Origin of the sequence: Gordonibacter faecis, from assembly GCF_030077735.1 — a bacterium.
Lineage (GTDB): Bacteria > Actinomycetota > Coriobacteriia > Coriobacteriales > Eggerthellaceae > Gordonibacter > Gordonibacter faecis.
The window spans coordinates 63256-86933 of record NZ_JASJEU010000024.1 but is presented as its reverse complement, the minus strand read 5'-3'; the positions used below and the strand labels follow the sequence as shown (position 1 = coordinate 86933).

The 23678-nt window shown below is 59.4% G+C and carries 16 protein-coding genes; 14 read left to right on the top strand and 2 right to left on the bottom strand.

Annotated elements, in window-relative coordinates; translation table 11 throughout:
• The first annotated feature begins 67 nt into the window (after window positions 1-67).
• The 12 genes from QNJ86_RS12205 to QNJ86_RS12150 all read left to right on the top strand — a co-directional run bounded on the left by QNJ86_RS12205 (window position 68) and on the right by QNJ86_RS12150 (window position 19124).
• A complete protein-coding gene (locus QNJ86_RS12205) occupies window positions 68-2203 on the top strand; it encodes a PTS sugar transporter subunit IIC/EAL domain-containing protein (RefSeq protein WP_283832914.1) in 2136 nt (711 codons plus the stop codon).
• 287 nt (window positions 2204-2490) lie between these two features.
• The gene (gene uvrA, locus QNJ86_RS12200; protein WP_283832913.1) at window positions 2491-5367 is read left to right on the top strand and encodes an excinuclease ABC subunit UvrA; all 2877 of its coding nucleotides are present in this window, start codon (window positions 2491-2493) and stop codon (window positions 5365-5367) included.
• A 409-nt stretch (window positions 5368-5776) separates the two neighbouring features.
• On the top strand, window positions 5777-5995 hold the full coding sequence (locus tag QNJ86_RS12195) for a zinc-ribbon domain-containing protein (RefSeq protein WP_283832912.1): 219 nt from the start codon (window positions 5777-5779) through the stop codon (window positions 5993-5995).
• A gap of 111 nt (window positions 5996-6106) precedes the next feature.
• Window positions 6107-8842, top strand: a complete 2736-nt coding sequence (locus QNJ86_RS12190; protein ID WP_283832911.1) for a molybdopterin-containing oxidoreductase family protein — start codon at window positions 6107-6109, stop codon at window positions 8840-8842.
• Window positions 8839-9432, top strand: a complete 594-nt coding sequence (locus QNJ86_RS12185) for a 4Fe-4S dicluster domain-containing protein (RefSeq protein WP_283832910.1) — start codon at window positions 8839-8841, stop codon at window positions 9430-9432. Before QNJ86_RS12190 ends, QNJ86_RS12185 begins: the two co-directional genes overlap by 4 nt.
• Before the next feature lie 69 nt (window positions 9433-9501).
• Entirely contained in the window at window positions 9502-10137 is a 636-nt protein-coding gene (locus QNJ86_RS12180) for a TorD/DmsD family molecular chaperone (protein WP_283832909.1), read from the top strand.
• 70 nt (window positions 10138-10207) lie between these two features.
• Window positions 10208-11527, top strand: a complete 1320-nt coding sequence (locus QNJ86_RS12175; RefSeq protein WP_283832908.1) for an MFS transporter — start codon at window positions 10208-10210, stop codon at window positions 11525-11527.
• A gap of 766 nt (window positions 11528-12293) precedes the next feature.
• On the top strand, window positions 12294-14477 hold the full coding sequence (locus tag QNJ86_RS12170) for a LuxR C-terminal-related transcriptional regulator (protein WP_283832907.1): 2184 nt from the start codon (window positions 12294-12296) through the stop codon (window positions 14475-14477).
• 313 nt (window positions 14478-14790) lie between these two features.
• Window positions 14791-16338 (top strand): GNAT family N-acetyltransferase, encoded by a 1548-nt coding sequence (locus QNJ86_RS12165; RefSeq protein WP_283832906.1) that lies wholly within the window; start codon window positions 14791-14793, stop codon window positions 16336-16338.
• Window positions 16339-16504: 166 nt separating this feature from the next.
• Entirely contained in the window at window positions 16505-17467 is a 963-nt protein-coding gene (locus tag QNJ86_RS12160; protein ID WP_283832905.1) for a DMT family transporter, read from the top strand.
• A gap of 99 nt (window positions 17468-17566) precedes the next feature.
• Window positions 17567-18100, top strand: coding sequence for a GNAT family N-acetyltransferase (locus tag QNJ86_RS12155; protein WP_283832904.1), 534 nt, complete (start codon window positions 17567-17569; stop codon window positions 18098-18100).
• A 103-nt stretch (window positions 18101-18203) separates the two neighbouring features.
• Window positions 18204-19124, top strand: coding sequence for an alcohol dehydrogenase (locus QNJ86_RS12150; protein ID WP_283832903.1), 921 nt, complete (start codon window positions 18204-18206; stop codon window positions 19122-19124).
• 138 nt (window positions 19125-19262) lie between these two features.
• Here the strand turns inward: QNJ86_RS12150 and gdhA are convergent, their stop codons facing one another.
• The gene (gene gdhA / locus QNJ86_RS12145) at window positions 19263-20594 is read right to left on the bottom strand and encodes an NADP-specific glutamate dehydrogenase (RefSeq protein WP_283832902.1); all 1332 of its coding nucleotides are present in this window, start codon (window positions 20592-20594) and stop codon (window positions 19263-19265) included.
• Window positions 20595-20797: 203 nt separating this feature from the next.
• On the opposite strand from gdhA, the gene QNJ86_RS12140 reads away from it, so the two are divergent.
• On the top strand, window positions 20798-22162 hold the full coding sequence (locus QNJ86_RS12140; RefSeq protein WP_283832901.1) for a DUF2130 domain-containing protein: 1365 nt from the start codon (window positions 20798-20800) through the stop codon (window positions 22160-22162).
• 139 nt (window positions 22163-22301) lie between these two features.
• Here QNJ86_RS12140 and QNJ86_RS12135 read toward each other — a convergent pair whose 3' ends face one another.
• Window positions 22302-22796, bottom strand: coding sequence for a YaiI/YqxD family protein (locus tag QNJ86_RS12135; RefSeq protein WP_283832900.1), 495 nt, complete (start codon window positions 22794-22796; stop codon window positions 22302-22304).
• A 524-nt stretch (window positions 22797-23320) separates the two neighbouring features.
• Here QNJ86_RS12135 and QNJ86_RS12130 point away from each other — a divergent pair.
• A complete protein-coding gene (locus tag QNJ86_RS12130; RefSeq protein ID WP_283832899.1) occupies window positions 23321-23662 on the top strand; it encodes a hypothetical protein in 342 nt (113 codons plus the stop codon).
• Window positions 23663-23678: the final 16 nt, after the last annotated feature.

Genomic DNA, 23678 nt, shown 5'->3' with positions numbered 1-23678 from the left:
CCCCTGTGCAGTTCGCGGTACAATGGGCACAAGGTTCTGCGACAGGTGCGGCGAGGAAAGGGAAGGCATGCTTGGCAAGGTCGACGCGCTGTTCGCGCGCTTGGAGGACGTCATGGCGTTCCAAGCCATTCGCCAAGGCCTCATTCTTACTATTCCGGTGCTGTTGGTGGGTTCCTTCTGTCTGATTTTTCTCAACCTGCCGTTCGCGTCTTATCAGGTGTTTCTGAGTTCTGTTCCGCTGTTTGAACGCGTGCTGAACCTGGCGTACGACGCCACGATGGGTATTTTTTCGCTGTATGTGGCCGTGGCCATTGCGCTGCGTTATGCGAACGCAAGCGCCGAGCGGTTCGGTGGTTTCTTCGTGCAGGGCGCGCCCTTTGCGGCGCTGGCGGCGTATCTGGCGTTCGTTGGCTTTGGTACTGAGGCATTCAACCTGGTGGTGCTCAGCACGCGGTCGCTATTCATAGCCATTGTGACTGGCCTCGGTTCGTCCATGCTGTATTGTCGCCTGATGCGTCTGCGCCGCGCGAAGCGGCTCTATGGCGACAGCATGGACGATGTGTTCAACCAAGCGGTGTCGGCGCTCATGCCCATTGCTGTGGTGATCCTCGCATTTGCGCTGGTGAACGTGCTGGTGGCGCACCTGGCGGGCGTGAGCAGCGTGGAAGAGCTGCTGTTCAAGGGAGTGAGCGCGCTTTTTCCGCTGGCCACGGCTACGCTTGGCAGTGGGCTTTTGTACCTCTTAATGAACAACGTCATGTGGTTCTTCGGCATCCATGGCGGCAATATGCTGGACGGCGTGGCGCAAAGCGTGTTCGTGCCGGGTACGGCGGCGAATGCGGCGGCGCTGGCGGCAGGGGAGGCGCCGACGCATATTGTGACAAAGACGTTTCTGGACGTGTTTGCCTCGATTGGTGGTGCTGGGGCGCTTCTGGCCCTGCTCATTGCGATTCTGCTGTTTGGACGACGGCGCAGTGCGCGGCGCCTGTCCACGTTTGCGGCCGTGCCTATGGTGTTCAACATCAGCGAAATCATGCTGTTTGGCCTGCCGGTGGTGTGGAATCCGGCGCTGTTTATCCCGTTTATTGCCGTGCCCCTGGTGAATATGGTAGTGGCGTACGCGGCCACGGCGGCGGGTCTTGTGCCGCTGACGGTGGTGGATGTGTCGTGGACAACGCCGCCGTTGGTGGGCGGGTATGTTGCCACCGGGTCGATGGCGGGCGCGCTGCTGCAGCTGGGATGCATCATGCTTGATGTGGTGCTTTACCTGCCGTTTCTTCGCCGCTATGAGCGTTCGGCCGACGACCGTGCGCGCCGGGAGTACGCGGCGCTGCTTGCCACGTTCCAAGATGCTGAACGTTCGGGTCATGAGGTGGAACTCATCGCTACGGCGGGGCCGCAGGGGGCGCTGGCCCGTTCGCTTTCCGAGGATGTGCGGCATGCGGTGGTCACGCGGTCGTTTGTCTTGCACTATCAGCCGCAGTTCAACGCCGTGGGCGAGGCGGTGGGGGCAGAGGCGCTGCTGCGCTTTGAGCATCCGGTGTATGGGATGCTGTATCCGCCGCTCGTGCTGGAACTGGTCAAAGAGGTGGGCGTGGAGCGCGACTTGGAGCGCGCGGTGTTCGATCGGGCGCTCGATGAGGCGCTGGCGGTGGAAGCGCTTGCGCACGAGGGCGCGCTGGCGGCGAACTTCTCCGTGAGCGTGAACGCCACGGCCACGCTGCTGCAGGACGCGGAGTCGGTCGACTTTATTATTGCTGCACTGCGGGCGCGCGGCCTGGACGCGGGGCGTGTAGTGGTGGAGGCCACGGAGCGCGAGGCGCTGCGTTGGGACGCGGACGCGTCGGGGCTGCTGCGTCGCTTGGCGGACGCGGGCGTGCCGCTTGCCATCGACGACTTCTCCATGGGTCGCACGTCGTTCCAGTACCTGGAAACCAGCGTGTTTTCCGTGGTGAAGCTTGACGGCACCATTGCCAAAGGTGTCATGGAAAACGAACGCTACGCCGAAATTGTGGCTTCCATCACGCAACTTTCCGAGCAACTGGGCTTCACGGTGCTGGCTGAGTACGTGGAAACCGCCGAACAACGCGACCGCTTGAAAGAACTCGGCTGCTCCTACTTTCAAGGCTACCTCTACGCCCCCGCCCTCCCATTCAACGAAATGGTAGAACGGGTGCGGGTGAATACCCCCTTGTCATCCTGACGATTTACTGCTGGCACAACCCTTTGTCATCCTGAGCGGAGCGCCGTCAGGCGCGGAGTCGAAGGATCCCGTGCGGCGTGAGCAGAAAGGCTTACGGTTGGCGCCGCTTGGGATGACAGGTCGGTAGGAATCGAACAGTTTGTGCTCAGAATTTGAACGAATGGGGCGAACGGATGTTTTCGCCCTTGGTTGTGCTTGGCTGCGCTAGAATGGACGATTACACGGAAATGATAGTTTTCCGGTAGCCATAGTTTCGGCCGCCGCACGATAGAAAGAGCATACGCACTATGGGACAAAACGCCATTGTTATTAAAGGTGCTCGCGAGCACAACCTGAAAGATATTGACCTCATTATTCCGCGCGACGAACTGGTGGTTATTACGGGTTTGTCGGGCAGTGGCAAGTCGAGCCTCGCCTTCGACACGATGTATGCCGAAGGCCAGCGACGCTACGTGGAAAGCCTCTCCAGCTACGCGCGTATGTTCCTGGGGCAGATGAGCAAGCCGGACCTCGACAGCATTGACGGTCTGTCGCCGGCCGTGTCCATCGACCAGAAAACCACCTCCAAAAACCCGCGCTCCACGGTGGGCACGACCACAGAAATATACGACTACCTGCGCCTTCTGTTCGCACGCGTGGGTGTGCCGCACTGTCCGGAATGCGGGCGCGTCATCAAGAAGCAAACCACCGACCAGGTGACCGACGAAATTTTGTCCCTCGCGCCGGGTGCGAAGGCCATCATCATGGCCCCGGTGGTGGCGGGCCGCAAGGGTGAGTTTACGAAGCTGTTCGCCGACCTGCAGAAAGAGGGCTTTAGTCGCGTGCGCATCGACGGCGAAATTGTGAAACTGGACGGCGAGCCGCGCACGCTGAACAAGAAGATCAAGCACTTCATTGACGTGGTGGTGGACCGCGTCCAGCTGAAAGAGAGTGCCACGAGCCGCATCGCTGAGGCCGTGGAGTTGGCCACGAAGTTGGCTGATGGGCGCGTGCTCGTGCAGGTGCTGGGCGACGACGGCCAGCCGCTCGGCGAAAGCGGCGGCAAGTCGTCGGGTGCCACGGGTGGTTTGGGCGAGGGGGAGCACCTGTTCTCGCTCGCGCTCGCGTGCCCCGAGCACGGCCACTCCATGGACGAGCTGCAACCGCGTGACTTCTCGTTCAACGCGCCTTACGGCGCCTGCCCCGATTGCCTGGGCATCGGCAGTCGTGAGGAAGTGGATCCCTCGCTGGTGATACCCGACCCGTCGCTCACGCTGGCAGAAGGCGTGGTTGCGCCGTTTAAGACGGGCAACTACTACCCGCAGGTGCTGCGCGCCGTGGCCCACCACATGGGCGTGGATGAGAACACTCCGTGGGAAGACATGCCGAAGAAGGCGCAGGATGCGCTGCTCTACGGCCTGGGCGACACCAAGGTGCGCGTCGACTACGTGACGGTGGATGGCCGCGAGACGTACTGGTATATCGAGTGGGAGGGTGCGCTTGCCGCCGTGCAGCGTCGCTATCAGGAGGCTCAGTCGGACAATCAGCGCGAGAAACTGTCCGAGTATTTCGCCATTGTGCCTTGTCAGACGTGCGGTGGTAAGCGCTTGAAGCCTGAAATCCTAGCCGTGACGGTGGCTGACAAGTCTATTCATGACGTAACCGAAATGAGTGCGGCGGACTCGCTTGAGTACTTCGAGGGGCTGTCGTTCCACGGTGCGGAGGAACACATCGCGGGACCCATCGTGAAGGAGATCAAGGCGCGCCTGCGCTTCTTGGTGGACGTGGGCTTGGACTACCTCACGCTTGAGCGCGCCACCGCCACGCTTTCGGGCGGCGAGGCGCAGCGTATTCGTCTGGCTACGCAGATTGGTGCGGGTCTCATGGGCGTGCTCTACATTTTGGACGAACCCTCCATTGGCCTGCACCAACGCGACAATGAGCGGCTTATTGCCACGCTTGAGCGCTTGCGCGACTTGGGCAACACGGTGATTGTGGTGGAACACGACGAAGACACTATCCGCAGCGCCGACTACGTCATTGACATAGGGCCCGGCGCGGGCGAACACGGTGGCCAGGTGGTGGCCGCCGGCAAGCCGGATGAAATTGTGAAGTTCGACGGCTCGCTCACGGCGGACTATCTGTCTGGGCGGCGCACCATCCCCGTACCTGAGAAGCGCCGCAAGCCGCGCCGCGGCTCGCTCAAGCTGACGGGCGCGACAGAGAACAACCTGAAAAACGTGACGCTGGAAGTGCCCTTCGGCACGCTCACCGTGGTGACGGGCGTGTCCGGTTCGGGTAAGAGTTCGCTGGTCACCGATACGCTGGCACCGGCGCTGGCAAACCGCGTAAACCATGCGCACCGACGCTCGGGCAAGTACAAGAAAATTACCGGGCTCGATAAGATCGACAAGGTTATCAACATCGACCAGAGTCCTATCGGACGCACGCCGCGCTCGAACCCTGCTACCTACATTGGGCTATGGGATGACATTCGCGCGCTGTTTGCCTCCACGCAGGAATCGAAGGCGCGCGGCTACGGGCCAGGGCGTTTCTCGTTCAACGTGAATGGCGGCCGCTGCGAGGCCTGCAAGGGCGACGGTCAGATCAAAATTGAGATGCACTTTCTGCCCGACATTTACGTGCCCTGCGAGGTGTGCGGCGGTGCGCGCTACAATCGCGAAACGCTGCAGGTGACGTATCGCGGCAAGAACATTGCCGAGGTGTTGGACATGACCGTGGACGATGCGCTCGCGTTCTTCGAGAACATTCCGGGCATCAAGCGCAAGCTGCAAACGCTGCATGACGTGGGCCTGGGCTACATTCGTCTGGGCCAGCCCGCCACCACGCTTTCCGGCGGCGAGGCGCAGCGCGTGAAGCTGTCGAGTGAGCTGCAGCGCCGCCAGACTGGCAAGACGTTCTACATTCTGGACGAGCCCACCACGGGCCTGCACTTCGAGGACGTGCGTCAGCTGCTGGAAGTGCTTGAGCGCCTGGTGGATGCTGGGAATACCGTGCTGGTGATTGAGCACAACCTCGACGTCATCAAGTGCGCCGACCGCATTATCGACCTCGGCCCCGAAGGCGGCGACCGTGGCGGCACCATAGTAGCCCAAGGCACCCCCGAAGAAGTAGCCCAGGTGGAGGAAAGCTACACGGGCCAATTCGTGAAACGTATGCTTTAGCGTTCCGGCGGCTTACAGCCGCCGGAACTTCTATAGCGAGAGGCTGCAACAAGAGTCTCTAGCCCCGCTTCAAAAAATGTGACGCGCTTACGCGTTACCGAATACGCCACAAGATGACCTGCCCTCCCTATCACCATGACGAGGGCTCCTTCATGTACGATAAACCTAACTAAAAAGGTAATTTTCGTAGGGGTGCTTCACGAAGCGCCCTCTCCGCCGTAGGCGGAGTATACAACCATGACCTGCGTTCTCAGTTCTTTTCTCGGCGCGCCTGTGCGCTTCTTCCTCAAACCCTTCTCTCCATCCCTAAAAATCACCATGCCTTGTCACGTGTTTCCGGTGATTTCGGGCGCGTTCGGCCTCCCTATACTTTTTTGCCAGATGGTGGAAAAGCGAGAGGAGGATTCATATGTGTTTTCGACCTGCAGACGTAAAAGCCCAGGCCAACATCTGTCCTGCGTGCGGTGCGGAGAATCTGGAGTACGCGGCTATCTGCGACAGCTGCGGCGCGGAGCTTGACGGGCCCAGTGGTGACACGGCTGACGGAGCTCCCCTGGGTATTCCGACCCCGCCGGGTGCCCCGGCGGCACCTAAAGCTCCGAGCGCTCCAAAAGCTTCGCTCGGTTAAACAAGCTAAGGGGGCGGTGCTGCAAAGGCATTGCCAAACGAGCCCACCGGCTTGATAAAAGGCGCGTGCTAGCAGCCGCGCGACGGTACGGCGAGATACGGAGGAGGAGACGTGGAAAACGCCCAAGCAACCAACGAAAGCGGAACCAAGAAGGTGTACGCCGGCTGTCGGTCGTGTCACCTGAACTGCCCAGTATGGGTAACAGTGAAAGACGGAAGGGCGGTCAAGGTTGAAGGGGATCCAAAGCTTGGCCCGCCTAACATGGGCAAGGCGTGCGTGCGCGCCTCGGAAGCAATTCAATTTGAGTATAGCCCGACGCGCCTGCGCTATCCCCTCAAGCGTGCGGGGAAACGTGGCGAAGGTAAGTGGGAGCGCATCTCGTGGGATCAGGCTGTCGAGGAAATCGCCGCGAAGATTCACTCCATGGTGGAAGAGTATGGGGCCGAGACCTTCGTGCTCCCCGGACGTACCGGACGCCACGACATGGGCTGGGTAGCCCATCGTATCGCACGCACTATTGGTACGCCGAACAACTACTATGGCGCTATTCAGGTGTGCTATTTGCCCCAGTTCCACGAGCATATCAATTACGGTTTCTATACAGCAACTGGCGGCGGGTCGGCGCCGACGAACTGCCATGTGAGTTTCTCAGCCGAGCAGGCTTATGCCTGGCCCATTCAGACGCAGTCCATTATGGCCAACAAGGAAAACGGCACAAAATTTATCGTTGTTGACCCCGTGCAGGGCGTCTATGCCAGCAAGGCTGACGAATGGGTTCCCGTGCGCCCGGGCACTGATGTTGGGCTCATCATGGGCATGGTGAAAGTCATCATTGAAAAGGAACTGTACGACAAGGATTACATTGTCCGCTGGAGCAACGCACCCTTCCTGGTGCGCGGCGACACCGGTGCGCTGCTGCTGGAGAGTGACATCGTAAAGGGCGGCAGCGACAAGCGTTATATGGTGTGGGACGAAAAAGAGAATCGCCTCAAGTACTGGGATGTTGAAGAAGTACAGTGGGAAGGTGGCCCCTCCGGCAAGGCCCACTACGATCACTTGGTGGAGTTGTTCGAGCAGAACAAGACCTCGACCGAACAGTCGCCGGCTGCGGAACTGCCCGATTCAATCAGCCCCGCGCTCTTCGGCGAATATGAGGTTGAACTGTGCACGCGTGGCGGCAAGATTACCTGCATCCCGGCCTTCCAGATGCTGACGAACAACGTTGAGCCGTGGACGCCTGAGCACACTGAGTTCATCACCGGCGTTCCCGCCGATCAGGTGGTGCGTGTGGCCACGATGATTGGCACGCTTAAGCCGGTCGATATCAACCAGGGCATGCAATACATGTCCACTAATGTCTCTCAGTATGTGAACGCCATCAACGTTTTGAAAATCATCACGGGCAGTGTCGATGTTGCGGGCGGCAATGTGCTGGGCGCGTTCTATCCGGTCACGCCTCATGCGTTCCCGAGCGAGCTAGACCTTTCCTGGGCTGATGGCCTTCCTTTGGAGCAGAAGCGCAAGCGCCTGGGTTACTACACCCATCGCGTCGGGTGCGGTTATGCCTGGGAAGAAATTACGAAGTGGCAGCCCATTCGCCCGCAGAATGCCGACGGCTCGCTGCTGTTCCCCGACCTCACTACGGTCATGGAAGCTGCGGAGACCGGTCGTCCGTATCCTGTTCATGGCATCATCGCTATCTCGTCGAACTGGCTCATGCACGATCCCACGCTTGCGCGGTGGCTCAAGTTGCTTGACGACGAGAACAAAATCCAGTTGCACGTGGTGACCGATGTTGTCATGACTCCCACGGCGGAGATGGCCGACTACGTGCTTCCTGCGGTCACCTGGATGGAGCGCAACTTCCTGAGTTTTGGCACTGGCGGCGGTTCAAGTCCGGTGCACCAAGCTTTCAATAAGGCCGTTGAACCTTTGTGCGAAGCACGTCATGACTACGACTTCGGTGCCCTGCTTTCTAAGGAACTTGGCAAGTATGATAAACGCTATGTGGAAGGTCGCTTGAACGACGAGTGGACAAACCACTGGGCAGGCGAGTACGGAAAGTTCTGGCCGGCAGATACTATCGACGGACAGCGTGACCTGCTGAGTCGTGAATTTTTGGGCATGCCGTTTGACGAGATGCTCAAGCGTCGCGTGGCGAAGGTGCCTGGCGCCGATACGCCTCCGTCGACCGAGCGCTATCTCATAGCGGGCAAGTTCCCCACCGACACCGGCAAGGCTAACCTGTTCTCCACGATCCATCAGAAGTGTGGCTATCCGCCCCTACCAGTGTATGTCGAACCTGCCGAATCGCCGCTTTCGCGCCCCGACTTGGCTGAAGAGTACCCGCTGGTTGGCTCGTATGGCAAGCGCCAGCCCGGCTTCTTCCACTCTGAGTTCCGTCAGTTGCCGTGGACGCGCGAAATGACGAGAACTCCCGATGTGTTCATCAACCCGGAGACGGCAGCACGCTATGGCGTGAAGGAGGGCGACTGGATTTGGGTTGAAGCGCCGCCCACGGGAGGCCGCGCGCCTTACAACCGGATTATGGGCAAGGTGTCTTTCCGGTTTATGGTGGCCCCTGATGTGGTCTCGTATTCGCAACACGCGTGGTGGCGTCCCGAAAAGTCTGCGACTGATGACTTGCATGGTGCCTTTGAGTGGAACGCCGAGGCCCTGATTGAAGTGGAAAACAACTGCCCCGAGACCGGGTCAGGCGGATATCGTTCCCAGCTTTGCCGCATCTACAAGGCAACGGATGAGGACATTGCGCGCTATCAGCCTGAAATTACCCGTGAGCAACTTGAGGCACTTATGCCCATGACGACGGAGGAGTGTGAAGCATGACGCAGTTAGGTTTGGTCGTATCGCTCGACCGTTGCATGGACACGCGCGGCTGTATGGGCGCGTGCAAGCAGGAACACAACGTGGATTTGGGTGCTTTTTGGGTGCGCACGTATACCTCAACGACGGGCGACTATCCGGACGCAGAGACGTACTTCATCCCGGTTATGTGCCAGCACTGCCGCAAGCCCTCTTGCCTGCCAGCGTGTCCTGAACAGGCTATCAGCAAGCGTGAAGACGGCATTGTGATCATAGATACAACGTCGTGCGCGGCCTGCGAGGGTAAGGTGTGCATCGACGCCTGCCCATATGGCGCTATTAGCTACAACGAACGCGACAACACGGTGGGTAAATGTGATTTGTGCGCCGCCCGCGTGGATGAGGGTTTGCCTCCGGCCTGCGCGTTTGCCTGCAACTCAAACGCGTGGCTGTTCGGTGATGTAGACGACCCTGAAAGCGATATTTCGAAGGTTATTGCTTTGATGAGTGATAACGTCCATCAGCTCAAGGTTGATTCGGGCAATGAGCCTTCGTGCTACTACCTCTTAAGCTCAAAAGAGTGGCGCGACATGGAGGGGCTGAGGGTTCGTTAGCCCATGTGTGCAGGCTGGGGGAACGTACCTCCAGCCTGCACGGTGGTTGAGAGGGGAAGGGGTTTTCCGATGATGACCTACGATGCTGTTGAGGAAACGCTGTGCGAGCAGCAAATTAAGCGGCTCCGTGTGCTTGCCCGTCTGTTTTGGAACGTTATTGATCGCGAAGCGCTTGCCACTCTTGATCTGAGCGCTTTCGACGGGATGGGTGAGAAAGTCACACAAGCCCAAGCCGCACTAGCGCACGACGCACAGCGGGCGCTTGAGGATGAAGAGGTGGCACGAAACCTGCGGGTAGAGTTCACCACGCTGTTCGCGAGCCCGCGTTTGAACGCGCCGCTGCCCTATGAGTCACTCTTTGTTCACGAGGGCGGGCTCCTTATGCAGGATGCCCGCGACGATGCGGTACGTCGCTACCGCCGCGCGGGGTTTTCCATCGATTGGGAGGGACACGAGCCAGAAGATCATCTTTCGGTTGAGCTTTTATACCTTGCCCATCTGGAAGAACAGGCGCTTTCTGCCCAGCGCGAAGGCTGCAACGAGAAGCGGGATGAGGCGTTGGCGGAAGCTGCTTCGTTCAAGCGTGACCATATAGCTCAGTGGATTCCTCACTTTTGCGATAGTGTCGCACGCACCGCGGAAACGGACTTCTATCAGGGTGCTTTGACACTTCTGGAGTCATGCGTGCAAGGGGAATGTTCGTGAGCGCACTCGTTCCAAAAACGTTCGTTATCAAGTAAGGCGAAACGAAAGCCTTCACTTAAGGGGAGGTATCATGTCTGAAAAAACAGGATCAAAATTCTTTACGCAGGGTTGGATTCAGGTGTTTATTGTGTTCGTGGTCTGCATCGTGACGCAGGGCTTCGGACTGTATTCGTTTAGTATGCTCCGTATTCCTATGACCGAGATGCTGGGTGCTGAAGCTTCGGTCGTGAGTTTGGGATTCTCGGTGTATCTCGTGGTGTCTGGCGTTGCTGGCCTGGCCGTGAATGGCCTGGTATCCAAGATTGGCATCAGGGGTTGTCTTCTTATTGCGGCGGTTATGTACTCGGGAGGCTTTTTGATTCTCGGGTTTGTCAACTCGCTCTGGATGGTATTCGTTGCATATGCTGTGATGGGTATTGGCAACGGGTGCGGCGGCCTGGTTCTTATCACGGCTATTCCGTCGAACTGGTTCATCAAACGCCGCGGCATTGCGACGGGCATCACGCTGTGTGCAACATTCCCGGCTTCACTCATTACGACGAATCTCGTAGCTATTCTTACTGCTGCTGGCAGTTGGCAGAACGCGCCGATGATTCTTGCGCTCATTTCGTTTATCGTGCTGCTTGCTGCGGCGTTTCTCATTAAGTTCCGCCCGCAGGATGTGGGTTTGTATCCCGACGGCATGACGAAGGAAGAAGCGGCCCGAGTCGAGAACGAGGAAACGGCGGGTGCGGTCAAGGTTGTAGGACTCAATCGTTCACAGGCAATCAAAACGTTCACGTTCTGGGCGGTCATTATCAGCTTCGGCTTGATTGGTATCGGTGAGCAGGGTGTGTTCCAAAATTTCCCGACTTACATTGTGTCCACTGGCTTCGACTTGGCTACGGCAGGCGTGTTTATGACGTTCCTTTCCATTGCGGGGTGCGTTGGTAAACTTTTGTCAGGGTATTTCATCGACCGAATTGGCCCGCGCATCACCTATGTGGTGGTTAACGTGCTGGCTGCTTCTGGTCTTATGGCTATCGTGTTCTTTGGAGCCAACGTTGCCGTGCTCTATATCGGTGGATTCTTCTTCGGCGCTGCGCTCAGCTCCGCGCCTGTGTGTTTCACGTCCGCGGTTTCCAAGTACCTGGGTCCTGCCTATTTTGCGGCCCTGTACAGCATCGCCTTTTTGGCGAAGACCATTATGGACGCCATCGGTGTTCCGGCGCTTGCGGCAGTGGGAAGCTCGGGCTTTGGTTGGAACGGCGCGCTGTTTGTCGGTGCAGCGTTCATCCTGGTATCGGCAGTGTTTATGCTGGTGGGTGGTAAGAAGAGTAAGCTGCTGTCGAAGATGGAAGAGGATGCGGCGAAAGAACTTGCCGAGGAGGTAGAAACGGCGAAGGCGTAAGAACTCAGGAAGTAACGGTGAAGTGCGGAGTGGCCTGTTTGTCTCAGCAACAAGTGGCCACTCCGCTCGCGCTGGTTTCATGACAGGTTTACTCGTACGAAGGCGTGCTAGAATGCGCCCCAAGGGGGTCTGCGGCATCTCTGCCGCGGTCATGCTCGCTGCCTTCTGGAGAGGTAATGCTTGGTGAGACGGTGAGTATGACGATCATCGATTTCGTTGTTGTGCGATCGGTTAGGATCGATACATGGGGAATCTAATCGTAGGACGAACCGGTATAAAACTCTTTCCATCGTCAAAGTTTCGCATTCCGCGCCTTCCAAGCCCGTGTTGTGCGCTCGATGCGCTGTGTGAGTTGGTGGAGCGTTCTTTGGAGAAGAACGCTCTCGTTCTTGTGGCACCTGCTGGATGTGGAAAGACGACGCTACTTGCACAGTGGGCCGCTTCGGCATCTTCTTGCGAGCTACCCATTTCAACGAAGGTGGCTTGGGTGCGCCTGGATGCGGGCGACAATGAGTGCGCGCGGTTTTGTGAGGTACTGATAGCGGGCTTGCAGGTGCTTGTTCCTCATCTCGGTCAGCTGTTCGACGAAGTGGTGGAAAGCGGACAGTCGGACACGTTTTCTCATGTGCTGAATGTAGCCCTTGAGCGAGGTACGCAGGCGGACGATTCAACGAGGCACGTGCTGGTACTTGATAACTTTGAATGTATCGACGACGAGGATATCGACGAGGTGCTCGATTCCTTTGTGAGATACTTGCCCGCCGCCGTGAGGCTTATTATTTCAACGCAGCGAGCACCTTCGTTTCCTGCGGCGCGTGGGGTTCCTGATGCTGATGAGGCGGTTTCCTTTATTGCCTCCGGGCAACTTGTGCTCGATGAAGATGCGACGGCCCGCTATGTACGCAGTGCGCTTGGCGCTGGGACGCGCGTACCCGAAGAGGTAGGTGCTGCAGTATGGTGCGTGACGGGTGGTCATCTTCCTGCGCTCAATCAGGCAGTTTCCTATCTTACCGAGCAAAATGACGCTGTGGATGGCCTGGTCAACACTTCTTTTGATGCTCGACCTGTACTCGACGCGGTTTTCTCGCTGTTATCTGAGCCCGAAAAAACCGTGCTTGTGAGAACCTCGTTTCTCGATATTGTGACCCCCGCTCTTTGCGACCATGTTTTGCAGGTGAGTGGAAGCGATGAGGTAATCGCAACCATCGTGGCCAAAACGGGTGCTCTCACGCCAGTATCTGGAAAGCGCGGGTGGTATGAAAATAATGACCCGTGGCCACAGTACTTACAGGCGAAATTCAGAAAACTTGAACGGTCTACCCTTGACACGCTTTGCAAGCGCGCCAGCGTCTATCTGAAAGAACACGATTACATCGGGCAGGCGATGGACTGTCTGCGCAAGGCCGCTCTCTGGGAAGAGCTCAACGAGCTGGTGGGGGAATATCATCTTTCGCTCATGTTCGACAATCGATTCGACGTGTTCAAGGAGGCGTTGGAGAAGGTGCCACGCCATATTCTTGAGTCATCGCCGAAGCTGAGCATTGCCGAGGCCTGGGTGTTTGTGAAGGCGGGCTCGGTTGAGGAGGCTTTGCGGTGTGCCCGCATCGCACGGAGTCTTGTGGACGAAGAAGATCCCGATTCCCTTCAAATGGAGACTGAGTGCTTGGTTCTGCAATCGATGTGTTGCGGCCACAGTGGTGATATTCAGGTGGGAAAAGGCCTCATCGATAAGCTTCTGCAACGAAATCAAGAAGACCCCGGTTTTTTCTTGAGTTTGGTGTACAACGCAGCTGGCTGCATTGTTGCTCGTGAGAAGGAGCCGGATCGCGTTATCGGTTACCTCAAAAACTGCGTGGAGGTTGCGGAGAGCCAGGGCAATAAACCTGCCTGTTCGGTACTGTGCTATTTCGCTGCGCGACAGTGTATTGATGCGGGCGACCTGCGGCGCGCGGAGGAAACAGCTCGGAGCGCAAGGGGCTATGTGGGTTTCCAGGTGGGGGGAGGAGTTGAGTTTAACGCTCTGCCGGATGTTATTGCGGCGACGGTTGCCCGGAAGAGGGGAGATTTTGAACAGGCCGAACGGTTCTACCGAGCAAGCCTTGAGGTCTTGAAACCGACATCGGGCGTTGAGTTTTTCTCAGAGGCGGCGTGTGGCCTAGCGCTGACACAGCACGCGCAGGGGAGAACGGAAGAGGCGCTGCAAACTACGCGCTCGGTGCTACAACTGTGCGACAAGTACCATGCGGAAAGGCCAAAACTCGTGGTACTGGTGTACCTTGCACTTATTGAGTTTGATGCGGGTCGTCTGAATGAGGTAGAGGGGCACGTGCGCATGCTGCGCGCCGCCGATCCCGCCTCGGCCGATTTGGTGAATGACTTGATTGCTTTTGTGCTTGTTCGTTTTCGCTTTGTAAAAGGCCAACTTGAAGAGGCGAGGAAGCTGATTGAGGCACTTGAGGAAAGCCTTGAGCGTAGCCATCGCAATGGCCTGCTTTTGTCAGCGCTTGTTACTAAAGCGCTGGTGGCTCATGTGGCGGGACAACAAGGTCCCGCAACCCAAACTCTTCTCCAGGCACTTTCGCTTGGCTGCGAGACGGGCGAAATTGAGGCATTCGTCAACGAGGGAGCCACCATGGCGCGTGTGCTTGCCGAAGTGCAAGAGCGAAACCTGTTGGATAGGAAACAGGAGTCCTTCGTACGCAAGATTGTGCAACGGATAGCCGACTTGAACATACCGGAGCCAGCGTGGCGCCTTGAAACGCCGAGCAAAAGCCCGCTGACGGCTCGTGAGCGTGAAGTGTGCGAACTGCTGGCGCTTGGTTATAGCAACCGAGATATTTCTGAGTCGTTATGCGTATCGGTAAATACCGTTGATACGCATCGCAAGCGCATTTACACCAAACTGGCCGTGAGTAGTCGCAAGGAACTGGTGGAAAAACTCTCCTCATAGGTTCCGCCGTTCTACGAACGGCGGAACCAGTTGACGCTGCGGGAGTCTGTGATACCCGATCTTTGCGCGATCCCGAAGGCTCGCGTAGCGAAGTACGCTTCGCCTTCGCGATCCCACGAATCTCGGGTATCACAGACTCCCTCGCTGTCTTACTACGCCAACCTGGGCGTTTAGTATGCGGCCTCCGGCCGCATAATCCTCACAACCATAATCTTACCGAATGCCTTCTTTACCGGGGGGCGGGGGCGTGCGACAATGCGCTGCGGCCTTTTTCGGGCCGAGAATCCGACACACTTTGAGGGAGCGGGGTTGCGTGGCTGAGACGACGGCGGGGCGGCATGTGGTGCGCGGAGTTGTGTGCGCGTTGGCGGGTGGCATTTGTTGGGGATTCTCGGGCACCTGCGCGCAGCTGCTGATGGACAACTACGGCGCTCCAGCGGTGTGGATCACCTGCGTGCGTATGGTCATTGCTGCGGTGTTCTTCCTGTTCATGACTGCGGTGAAGGATTGGCGCTCCCTGATTGCGGTCTTTCGCGACCGGCGCTCGCTGGTGCAAATTGCGCTCTTTGCGGTGTTCGGCGTGTTGCTGACGCAGCTGAGTTACCTGAACGCCATTGCCTACACCAGTGCCGGCGTGGGCACCACCATTGAACAGGTGGGCCTCGTGCTCATTATGCTGTATGTGTGCGTGCGCGCCCGGCGGCTGCCGCGGGTGCGCGAGGTGGCGGGGCTCATCCTTGCGCTGGGTGGCATGGTGATCATTGCGACGCAAGGCGACCCGGGCCGCCTTGCCATTCCGCCCGAGGGTCTTACGTGGGGCCTCGTGTCGGCGCTGGCGCTGGCGTTTTACACGCTTATGCCGGTGCGCGTGCTGAAGAAGTGGGGCGCGATGCTGGTCACGGGCCTGGCGATGCTCTTCGGCGGCTCGGCGGCCTCGGTGGTGGTGCAGCCGTGGACCCTGGACGTGCAGCTTTCGACGGGCGGCCTTGCGGCACTGGCGGCCATCGTGTTGGTGGGCACGCTCGGCGCCTACATGCTGTATCTGCAAGGGGTGAACGACGCGGGCCCCGTGAAGGCGAGCCTTCTGTGCTGCGTGGAGCCTGTGTCGGCTACGATCCTCGCTGTGGTGTGGTTGCATGCGCCCGTGTCGGGTTGGGATATTGCGGGCTGCGCATTCATCGTGGCTATGATTTTCTTGGTGACCGAACGCGAGCCGAAGCCGGCGCTGGAAGGCGAAGGTGCGCCGGGCGTCGCACTGAGGGAGGGCGCCGAAGCCGCCTTGGACGACCCGCCGCTGTTCGCTGGTCGCGCCTCGGTGCTGGGCTACTACACCAGCCGCCCTGCCACGCGTGAAGACTTTGACCAGGTGTGGGCGCTGCTCGATGCGGGCCACGAGACGTTCGCCGCGCTCGGCATTGACGAAGGCCGCAAGAAGTATCCCTCGGCGCGCCGCCTCATGCACAGCATCAAAAATGGCACCACGCACGTGGTGGGGGACGCGCAGGGGCATATGATTGCCGTGTTCGCCGTGTCGTTCTCGCCCGACAAAAACTACGCCGGCGGCATTGAGGGGCAGTGGCTCACACAAACCGATGCCCAGCCCCAGCCCTACGCCGAGCTGCACTGGGTGTCGGTGGCCCCCGCCGCGCGCCGCCGCGGCGTGGGCGCGTTCATCCTGGAAACGGCCGAGCGCATCACGCGTCGCGGTGGCCGCGCCAGCTTGCGCGCCGACGTCTACCAGCAAAACGAGCCCATCCAAAAGCTGCTGGAAAAGCACGGCTACACCCGCTGCGGCATCCTGTCCATAAAGGACGTGTTCGGCCGCCGCAAGGAGCGCATCGCCTACGAAAAACTGCTGTAGAAGGCCGCGCGCGGTCCGCTTTTTCGCCGCCCCCCTGCGGACGTTTTTCGCATTCCGTTTCGCCACGCCGCTCTCCCTCTTTACCGGGGTGCGCTTCCGTGCGACAATGCGCTGATGCGCCCGTTAGAGGCGCTCTTTTAACGGGCGTGAGGAAGGGAGAAGGCGAATGGCGAATGCGGCTGGTTCGCGCGCGGCGTCGCAGGAAAGCCACGTGGTGCGCGGCATTGCGTTCGCGGCGCTGGGCGGTATCTGCTGGGGCTTCTCGGGTACGTGTGCACAGCTTTTGACCAGCGGTTTTGGCGTACCGGTGGCGTGGATCACGTGCGTGCGCCTGCTGGCGGGCGCGGCTATCTTCCTTACGGTGTGCCTCGTGAGAGAGCGCAGCCGCCTGCGCGCCGTTTTCCGTGACAAGCGTTCGCTTCTGCGCATTGGTGCCTTCGCGCTGTTTGGCGTGCTGCTGACGCAGGTGAGCTACCTGTCTTCCATTTCCTACACGAACGCGGGCACGGGTACGGTGCTTGAGCGCCTTGGCCTCGTGGTCATCATGTTTATCGTATGCGTGCGCGTGCGCCGCCTGCCGAAGCTGCGCGAGGCCGTGGGGTTGGTGCTGGCGATAGGCGGCACGTTCCTCATAGCCACGAAGGGCAACTTCGGCGTGCTTGCCATCCCTGCTGAGGGGCTGTTTTGGGGCTTCATGTCGGCGTTTGCGCTTGCGGGCTACACGCTCATTCCCGGCAAGGTGCTGGAGAAGTGGGGCAGCTTCATTGTGACGGGGCTTGCCATGCTGTTAGGCGGCACGGTGGCAACCGTGTTTGTGCAGCCGTGGACTATTCCGGTGGACCTCACGCCTGAGTTGGTGGGCGTGATGGCGGCTATGGTGATCATCGGCACGTTTTTTGCCTACCTATTCTACCTGCAAGGCATTACCGACGCGGGGCCGCTGCGCGCGGGGCTGGTGGGTTGCGTGGAGCCGGTGTCGGCGACAGTGATCTCCGCTGTGTGGCTGGGCACCGCGGTCACGCCAGTGGACATTGTTGGTATGCTGATGATTTTGGTCATGGTGTTTTTGGTAACCCAGCGCGAAGAGACGTCCGCGCCCACTGCGGATGCAGCGGAAAATTCAGCATAACGGCGAATTGTTGCAGCGCTGTGGTTCCACGTTGCGCGCGTTTGTGGTACCCTGATCGGCCCCTTTGGTACTGGAACGAGAGAGAAAGAGAACCCTCCCGTGCACTTTCGTTTGACCCGCGCGTCTGATATCGACCGCATCATGGATATACTCGCTGACGGCCGCCGCGCGCTTGCCGCGCTCGGCATCGACCAATGGCAGGGTGGCTATCCCCATCGCGACGTGATTGAAGCCGACGTGGCGCGCGGCGACTCCTATGTTGTGGAAGGCGAAGATGGCCGCATCATGGCTACCGCTATGGTGGGGTTTGCGGGCGAGCGCGACTACGATCTTATTGAGGGCGGGCGGTGGCTCACCGACTGCCTTTCGAGTGACCCCAGCTACGGGGTGGTGCACCGTGTGGCCGTGTCGTCGGCGTGCAAAGGCCGCGGTGCCGCGTCGCTTCTGCTGGAAAACGCCGAGCGGTTGGTGCACGACCGCGGTTTCGCCAGCGTGCGCATTGATACGCATCCCGGCAATGTGCCCATGCGCCGCCTCATGACGAAGCGCGGCTACACCGAATGCGGCATTATCTACATTGCGCATGCTGAGGAAGCCACGCCCGACCGCGTTGCCTTTGAGAAATTGGTGTAGCGCGCGGTTTGGCGGGGGCGCTGCTGAGGGTTTGCTGTCGAAATTCTGCCGATTGGGAGACAAAGCGGCCAGACGCCTTCCAAGCGGTATAATTTCTCTCACTATGTCGGTTACTTCTCGGGAAAAAATCGCGCTCCTCGTGTTCGCGGGGCTTATTGTTCTGAGCCTCTGCGGCTTGGGATGGTATATCCTTGCGGGTCATTCCTGGAACGTGGCGGCCTCCAACTTGGATGATACGTTCGGCAGCATGGAAGGCTATACTGCCATCGTGTATCCGGGCACGGCCGATCCTGCCATTGCGGCTGCGGCCAAGCAGGATCAGGCGGAGAAGGGTTCGGGGGCTTCGGCCACGTCTGGGTCAACAACTGCGCCTGAGGCTGCGGGGTTGGGGGAAGAGCCATTGGGAGCGGGAGCGCCGCTTGATGGGGCACAGGTGCCTGACGGAGAGAAATCCGCTGATCAGGGGCGTGAGGCAGATGCGCCAAAGAAACCCGTGGATGCTTCTGGCACACCTGCCACTGACGCTGATGCTGCTCCTTCGGCGGAACCGAAGTCGACGCCTGATGCCTCTATCGACACATCCACCGACGCCGCCAAAAAGAAGAAGACTCTCAATGTGGCTGACGCTCAGAAAAGCTACGAAGACAAGGGCGCGACGGTGTTTGCGCTCGACACCAAAAACCTCAGCACCTATGAGGAAGGCGTCATCTTGAAGAAGGGCGAGCACCGCTTCGGCGTGTTCTCGGTGGCCCGACCCGCGTCGTCCATTATGTTGGAAAAGCAGATTGCGTACTTCAAGCGTCACCAGGTGGATTTCGTGGTGGCCCTCGTGGATGACAAGGAGCGCGTCAAGGACGTGGAAGGCATCGACATCGTGCTTTCGACGCAAGACGAGGACCTGTTCGTCATGGGTGAAACGGTGGAAGGCACGTTCTACGTGGACGCCCCGGAACTTGGTTCGGTGGGCGCCATCATCATCTCCCCGCACAACGTGGTGTCGGCGAAGGTTATTCAGGAACTCTAAGCGCGAGAAGGGGTAGACCGTTCCGGAACTTTTTGGAACTGGCAGCACCGGCCCCGAATTTCCTAACGTTCCCCGAATGTACAACGACCCCGCCGAGGCGGGGTCGTTTCAATCTCGCAGGTATGTCCGCGCGTCCGCTTACACGATGCCCTGGGCCATCATGGCGTCAGCGAGCTTCTTGAAGCCGGCGATGTTTGCGCCCATGACGTAGTTGCCCTCGTGGCCGTACTCGCGCGCCGCGTCGTCGGCCGCGTGATAGATGTTCTTCATGATGCCCTGCAACTTGGCGTCTACTTCCTCAAACGTCCAGCTCAGGCGCTCGGAGTTCTGCGACATCTCCAAACCAGAGGTGGCCACGCCGCCGGCGTTCGCCGCCTTGCCGGGGCAGAACACCACGCCGTTCTCCATAAGGTAGTCGGTGGCGTCTATCGTGGTGGGCATGTTCGCGCCCTCGGCCACAATCTTGCAGCCGTTCGCCACGAGTTGCTTCGCGTCGTCAATCAGCAGTTCGTTCTGCGTGGCGCACGGCAGCGCGATGTCCACCGGCACGCTCCACACGCCGCGGCCGTCGTGGTACTCCACGCCGTCCTTGCGCTTCGCGTACTCGCTGATGCGGCCGCGCTCCACTTCCTTGATCTGCTTCACCAGGTCCAGATCGATGCCTGCCGGGTCGTGAATCCAACCGGTGGAGTCGGACAGCGTGACCACCTTCGCGCCCAGCTGCTGCGCCTTCTCGGTGGCGTAAATGGCCACGTTGCCGGAGCCGGACACGGCCACGGTCTTGCCCTCGAAGGAGTCGTTGTGGCAGGTCAGGTACTCCTGCACGAAGTACACCAGGCCGTAGCCCGTGGCCTGCGTGCGGGCGAGCGAGCCGCCATAGGACAGCCCCTTGCCCGTGAGTACGCCTTCCCAGACGTTGCGGATGCGCTTGTACTGGCCAAACATGAAGCCAATCTCGCGCGCGCCCGTGCCAATGTCGCCGGCCGGCACGTCGGTGTCAGCGCCAATATGCTTGCACAGTTCGGTCATGAAGCTTTGGCAGAAGCGCATGATTTCCATGTCCGACTTGCCCTTCGGGTCGAAGTCGCAGCCGCCCTTGCCGCCGCCCATGGGGAGCGTAGTCAGGCTGTTCTTGAAAATCTGCTCGAAGCCGAGGAACTTGATAATGCCCAGGTTCACCGACGGGTGCAGGCGCAGGCCGCCCTTGTAGGGTCCGAGGCAGCTGTTGAACTGTACGCGGTAACCGCGGTTCACGTGCACGTTGCCGGCGTCGTCCACCCACGGCACGCGGAACATGACCACGCGCTCCGGCTCGACGATGCGTTCGAGCAGGCCGGCCTTCTCGTAGGCGGGGTTCGACTCGATGACCGGCTCCAGGGATGTGAGCACTTCGGTGACGGCCTGGATGAACTCCGGTTCGTTCGGGTTCTTGGCCTTGACCTGCTCGATGACGTTCTGCACGTAACTCATAGGCGGGCGCCTCCTTAGGGGGATGGTTGCATGTACTGCCATTATACGGTGGCATTCCCGACGGTGTCGGTTATTTAAACGTTTTGAAACAAACACCGCCCCGAAAGGCAGGAGCGTCTTAGCGATAGCGCGTCACACTTTTATGGAAGGGGCGCGGTGGGGAGTTTGATGGGGTAGAATCGACGGCGAGAGAAGGAGTGCGTATGAACGAGATTAAGTGCCCGCGCTGCGGCGAGGTGTTCACCATTGATGAGGCGGGGTTTGCCGCCATTGTGAAGCAGGTGCGTGACGCAGAGTTCGACCGCGAAGTGCGCCGCCACGAGGAACTTTTGGCCGCCGAAAAGAAGCAGGCCGTAGAGTTGGCCGTGGCGCAAGCCCTCGGTCAGGCACAGGAAGGCGTGGCCGAGCGCGAGCGGCGCATCGCAGAGTTGGAAGCGCGCCTGGAAGCGGCGAAGTGTGAGCGCGAAAACGAGGCGCGCCTCGCCCAGGCCGAACGCGAGCGTGCGCTAGCCGAGGCTGCGGCGGCGAAGGACGCGCGCATTGCCGAACTGGAGCAGCGCACCGCCGCGCAGGCCGCTGCGTTCGAAACCGAAAAGAAACTGGCCGTTGAACAAGCCCGCGCGGCGCTTGAGCGTGAGCGCGATGCACTGGCCGCACAGGTGGCGCTCAAGGAGGCCGAAAAGAGCCAGGCCACAAGCGCTCTCAAGGAACAGCTTGCCATTGAGCTGAAGGCAAAAGACGACATCATTGCCTACAAAGAGGGAGAGATCGAGCGCTATCGCGACATGAAGGCGCGCCTGTCCACCAAGATGGTGGGCGAGTCGCTTGAGCAGCACTGCGAGACCGAGTTTAACAAGCTGCGCGCCACCGCGTTTCCGCATGCCTACTTCGAGAAGGACAACGACGCCTCTGAGGGCAGCAAGGGTGACTTCATCTTCCGCGAATGCGACGAGGACGGCAACGAGATTATCTCCATCATGTTCGAGATGAAAAACGAGTCCGACGATTCGTCGCATCGCCACAAGAATGAGGACTTCTTCAAGAAGCTCGACGCCGACCGCGCGAAAAAGGGCTGTGAATACGCTGTGCTGGTGACGCTGCTGGAGCCGGAGAGCGAACTGTACAACCAGGGCATCGTGGACGTGTCGTGGCGCTTCGAGAAAATGTATGTCATCCGTCCGCAGTTCTTCATCCCGCTTATCTCCATTCTGCGCAACGCGGCGCTGAACTCGCTGGCCTACAAGGCCGAACTGGCCGTGGTGCGGAACCAGAACATCGACATTACGAACTTTGAAGAGCAGATGGAAACGTTCAAGGCCGGCTTCGCGCGCAACTATGACCTGGCCAGCCGCAAGTTCCAAACCGCCATCGACGAGATCGACAAAACCATCACGCACCTACAGAAAACGAAAGAGGCCCTGCTGTCCTCCGAGAACAACCTGCGCCTGGCCAACAACAAGGCCCAAGACCTCACCATCAAACGCCTGACCAGGAACAACCCCACCATGAAAGCCGCCTTCGAAGCCCTCCACGACGAAGGCGAGGAAGGGGAGGCTGCGGCTTCGTAAGCGCTTTCTATTGCATTGATCTAATACGTGGCAGGTTGGCCGTAGGGCAGGGCTCTGCCCTTGCCGTCAACCGTGTCTGACCTGCATGTTTATTGTTGTTGAGCGGCAAGGGTAGAACCCTTGCCCTACGGAAACTACTTCACGCCTCTTCGCGGAGGGATTCCTCTATGAGGCGGCGGAGGTTGGTGGTGAAGCGGTCGCGGTCGTCGTCTTCGAAGGGGGCGGGGCCGCGGGTGCGGCCACCCTGGCGGCGCAGCTTCTTTTCCTCGTGGCGGATGTGCATGTCTAAGTCGATGGTGGCCAGCGTGTATACGCGGCCGCGCACGCCGATGGCTCGCGCGCCGCGTCCGAAGGCCATGGCGGCAAGGCCAATGTCTTGCGTCACCACCACGTCGCCGCGCGAAAGCTCCTGAACAATGGCGAAATCCGCCGCGTCGGAACCCACGCCAACCGCCAGCGTATCCACCCAGAATCCGTCGGTGGGCGTGCGCAAATCACCGCGCTTGATGTGCCGCGCGAGATTCTGCGTGGAGTTGCCCGCAATGACAACCGGCACCTTGCACGCACGCGCCACCTCAAGCGCCTCCGAGGTTACGGGGCAGGCATCGGCATCGATGAAGACGGTAGGTTTCATGGGGCGACTCGCTTTCTGGTAGGTAGTGCGTTCAAGTATACGCGCTGGCGTGGGGCGGGGGCTCATCTTCGGCAGATTATGTTAACGTAAGTTGTGGAGAAACGATGGAGACATGCATCGCAGGAAGGTACTTTGCCGTGCCTCACGGGGGAGGGCACCTACCTGCGAATATTGCTTCTTGTGTCATGGCTTCTTCCCGAGGCGGCTAAGTCCGGCACCCCTTCACATTCGCAATTCGCGTGCTACTATGCAGAACATATCCCGCATAGAGGGGATACGTGCATCGGGAAATGCACGGAAGTTTTGAAGTAAAGGGACAAGGGACAAATGATTACTCGTCGAGCTTTGCGGCTTGGCAAGGTTGCGTGCGCATCGGTGCTCGCGCTGACCTTGGCGACCGGCACGCTGCCTGCTTTCGCAGACGCACCATCCGAAAACCTCCGGGGGGGGGGGGGCATTCTGAGCCTTTAGCCCCGGAAACCTCCAACGCTACAGGCGCGGAGGATGCCACTGAATCTTCGAGTGTGAGTAGCGACGCTGCTCAGTTCTCCCAACAGGTACCCCTCGACCAACCTTCCACGAACGAGAAGCAAACCACGAATGTGTCCGGTTCCACCGACGCTACTGGTGCATCTGACCAGGTAGCAGGCACGGTACCGCTACCTGCGGGTTCGTCAGATTCCCTTACGTCTATCGTCGCCGACGGTCTTGTGTTTGAGGTGGACGCGTCAAGCAAAACAGCGGCGCTCGTCGGCTGCGTTGCCAATAGCGCCCACCTTAGCGTTCCCGCCCAGGTTGCGAGCGGTTCCGAAACCTACACGGTAACTGCCCTCAAAAACCTCGGGGGGGGGGGGGGCATTCACTGACTCTTCTGTAGAGTCC